General features: G+C 67.3%; 3 protein-coding genes. 2 read left to right on the top strand and 1 reads right to left on the bottom strand.

Annotation, left to right across the window (positions count from 1 at the left end; genetic code table 11):
* Nucleotides 1-669: NAD(P)H-dependent flavin oxidoreductase (locus ACN6PJ_RS31350; RefSeq protein ID WP_427999516.1), on the bottom strand; the 669-nt coding region annotated here is incomplete at its 3' end.
* 199 nt (nucleotides 670-868) lie between these two features.
* On the opposite strand from ACN6PJ_RS31350, the gene ACN6PJ_RS31345 reads away from it, so the two are divergent.
* On the top strand, nucleotides 869-1492 hold the full coding sequence (locus tag ACN6PJ_RS31345; RefSeq protein WP_427999515.1) for a TetR/AcrR family transcriptional regulator: 624 nt from the start codon (nucleotides 869-871) through the stop codon (nucleotides 1490-1492).
* A gap of 35 nt (nucleotides 1493-1527) precedes the next feature.
* Nucleotides 1528-2676, top strand: a complete 1149-nt coding sequence (locus ACN6PJ_RS31340) for an acyl-CoA dehydrogenase family protein (RefSeq protein WP_006386797.1) — start codon at nucleotides 1528-1530, stop codon at nucleotides 2674-2676.
* The last annotated feature ends 644 nt before the right edge of the window (nucleotides 2677-3320 follow it).

Here is a 3320-nt window from a genome sequence, read left to right as displayed (position 1 = left end):
CTTGTAGCCCTCGCTGGCGTTGGCTTCCTCGCTGGCGATGAAGCGCGTGCCCATGTAGGCGAAGTCCACGCCCATGGCGAGCGCGGCCAGCACCTGGGCGCCGGAGGTGATGGCGCCCGACAGGATCAGCGGGCCATCGTAGAAGCGGCGCACCTCGGACACCAGCGCGAACGGGCTGAGCGTGCCGGCATGGCCGCCCGCGCCCGCGCACACCAGGATCAGGCCGTCCACGCCCGCTTCCAGGGCCTTTTCGGCGTGGCGGATAGTGGTGACGTCGTGGAACACCTTGCCGCCCCAGTCGTGGATGCCCTTGACCAGGTCGCCGGGCGCGCGCAGGCTGGTGATGATCAGCGGCACGCGGTGGCTGGCGCACACCGCCAGGTCCTGTTCGAGCCGGTCGTTGGACTGGTGGATGATCTGGTTGACGGCATACGGGGCGACCGCGGCGCCGGGGTTGGCCTCGCGGTACGACGCCAGGCCGGCCTGGATCTCGTCGAGCCAGTCGGTCAGCAGGCTCTGCGGACGCGCGTTGAGCGCCGGAAACGAACCGACGATGCCGCTCGTGCATTGCGCGATGACCAGCTTCGGGTTGGACACGATGAACATGGGGGCGCTGATGACCGGCAGGGACATCTGGCCATACAGATCTGTCACGAGGGAATGGGGCATAACGGCGTCACGTGTGGTTTCGGGTTGAGCGCCCAGGCCGCGCTTGAATGGCGGGAGGGGATGTGCCTATAATTACCTACCGACCGTCCGGTAATTAATTAATCTTTATTTAACGGCAAGCGCCGAACCACTGTCAATGGAACGGAACCGCCCGCGATCCGGCATTGCCTGCCTCGACGCCGCCTCACCAGGTTCCCTCATGGCGACTTCCGCAGCCCCCGCCACCAAACGCGCCCGCGCCGGCCGACCGCCAACGCTGGCGGCGCCGCGCGAACGCATCCTGGCCGAAGCCGCCAAGCTGTTCGCGCGCAGCGGCTACGACGGCAGTTCGGTGTCGGACCTGGCCGCCGCCATTGGCGTGTCCAAGGCCGCCATCTATCACTACTTCACCACCAAGCAGGACATCTACGACGCCATCATCCTGGCCGTGCTCAATGGCCTGACCCAGAGCGTGGGCCAGGACGTGGCGCGCGCTGAGGGCGCCGCCGCCCGCCTGCGCGCCTTCATGGTGGGCCACGCCCGCTATTTCGAGCAGCACCACGCCGAGTTCGTCACCATGCTGATCGGCTATTCCGGCATGGCGCTGCCCGAGCGCGAGGACGCCGCCCGGCTGCGCGACGGCTACGAGAAGCGCCTGCGCGACCTGATCGCGCAGGGCGTGGCCGAGGGCGCGTTCCGGCCGCTGGACGTGCCCGCCACCGGCCGCGCCGTGCTGTCGATGCTGAACTGGATGGTGCGCTGGTACAAGCCCGGCCAGGGCGACAGCGCCGAGACCATCGCCGCCGGCTATTTCGATTTACTGGTTGGCGGCATGCGCCCCTGAGCGCCGCCGCCCCGCACACCCGAGAGACTCAGATCATGGCCCTGGATACCGAAACCCTGACCCTGTTGCTGGACGCCGTGCGCCGCTTCGTGCACGAACGCCTGATTCCCGCCGAGGACGAACTGGCCGCCAGCGGCCAGGTGCCGCCGGACATCGTGGCCGAAATGCGCGAGCTGGGCCTGTTCGGCCTGTCGATCTCGCCCGACCACGGCGGCCTGGGCCTGACGATGGAAGAAGAAGTGAAGGTGGTGTTCGAACTGGGCCAGACCTCGCCCGCGTTCCGTTCGCTGGCCGGCACCAACATCGGCATCGGCTCGCAGGCCATCGTGCTGGCCGGCACGGACGAACAGCGCGCCCGTTACCTGCCGCGCCTGGCCAGCGGCGAACTGATCGGCTCGTTCGCGCTGACCGAACCCGATGCCGGCTCCGACGCCATGGCGCTGCGCCTGTCGGCCGAACGCGACGGCGACCATTACGTGCTCAACGGCACCAAGCGCTACATCACCAACGCGCCCATCGCCGGCCTGTTCTCGGTGATGGCGCGCACCGCGCCCGAACGCCGCGCCAATTCCATTTCGTGCTTCCTGGTCGAAGCCGGCACGCCGGGCCTCATTATCGGCAAGCCGGACAAGAAAATGGGCCAGGCCGGCGCGCTCACCAGCGACGTGGTCTTCGACAACTGCCGCGTCCCCGCCTCGGCCCTGCTGGGCGGCGAGGAAGGCAACGGTTTCCGCACCTCGATGCGCGTGCTGGACAAGGGCCGCCTGCACATCTCGGCCCTGTGCGTCGGCATCGCCGACCGCCTGCTGCGCGACGCCGTCAAATACGCCACCGAACGCAAACAGTTCGGCCAGCCCATCGCCGAGTTCCAGCTGATCCAGGCCATGATCGCCGACAGCCAGGCCGAACTCTACGCCGCCCGCTGCATGGTGCTGGACGCCGCCCGCCTGCGCGACCGCGGCGAAAACACCACCATGCAGGCCGCCTGCTGCAAACTCTACGCCACCGAAATGGTCGGCCGCGTCGCCGACCGCGCCGTCCAGATCCACGGCGGCGCCGGCTACATGTCCGAATACGCCGTCGAACGCTTCTACCGCGACGTGCGCCTGTTCCGCATCTTCGAAGGCACCTCGCAAATCCAGCAATTGGTCATCGCCCGCGAGGTCATCAAGGCCAACAGTTAAGCAGGGCGAAGGCGTGGCAGCCATTCACCCGCCACGCCCGATGCCGGCGCCTCATCACTGGAGCAATAGGGCAGGGCCCCATGCATCGTGTGCCGCGAGGCTCCCATGCAACGTGAAGGTCCTCCACCCACGCGCAGCGTCATCATCCAACCGCAAAACAGCATGTAAGCCAAAGAAGGCTGCCCGCGCAGCCGCCTTTGGCGGGCCCCGCACTACCTTCCCCCCGATGGTCGTCACCAGAATGCCAAGCACACCGTCCGTCCCAGCACCCGCCATGAGCCTTCAGCGCAGCCCTTTGCGGTGTGGCGTGGGGAATGGGGGGCGTGTAGATGCGCCCGACGGAAACCGTAGGGAGCCGCAGGCGGACGAGGTTGAGGACGGGGCAGTCCGGAGCGAACGCTCCGAACCGCAATCGTAGCCCCCCATTCCCCACGCCACACCGCAAAGGGCGTCTAAAGAACCCACCCGCGTCCACCCAAAACGACCACCCCAACACACCCAAGCCCCCACCGGCTAATATCCCCATTGACCCAATCCTCTCTGGCGAAAAGATAAAAGATGTCGCAACGTCCCGCTCCCCTGACAGGCATCCGCGTCCTGGACCTGACCCGCGTGCTCGCAGGCCCCTGGTGCACCCAGAACCT

Origin of the sequence: Achromobacter sp. (assembly GCF_050285585.1) — a bacterium.
GTDB lineage: Bacteria > Pseudomonadota > Gammaproteobacteria > Burkholderiales > Burkholderiaceae_B > Achromobacter.
The sequence above is the reverse complement of the archived record's forward strand: the minus strand, read 5'-3'. Positions and strand labels throughout refer to the sequence as shown.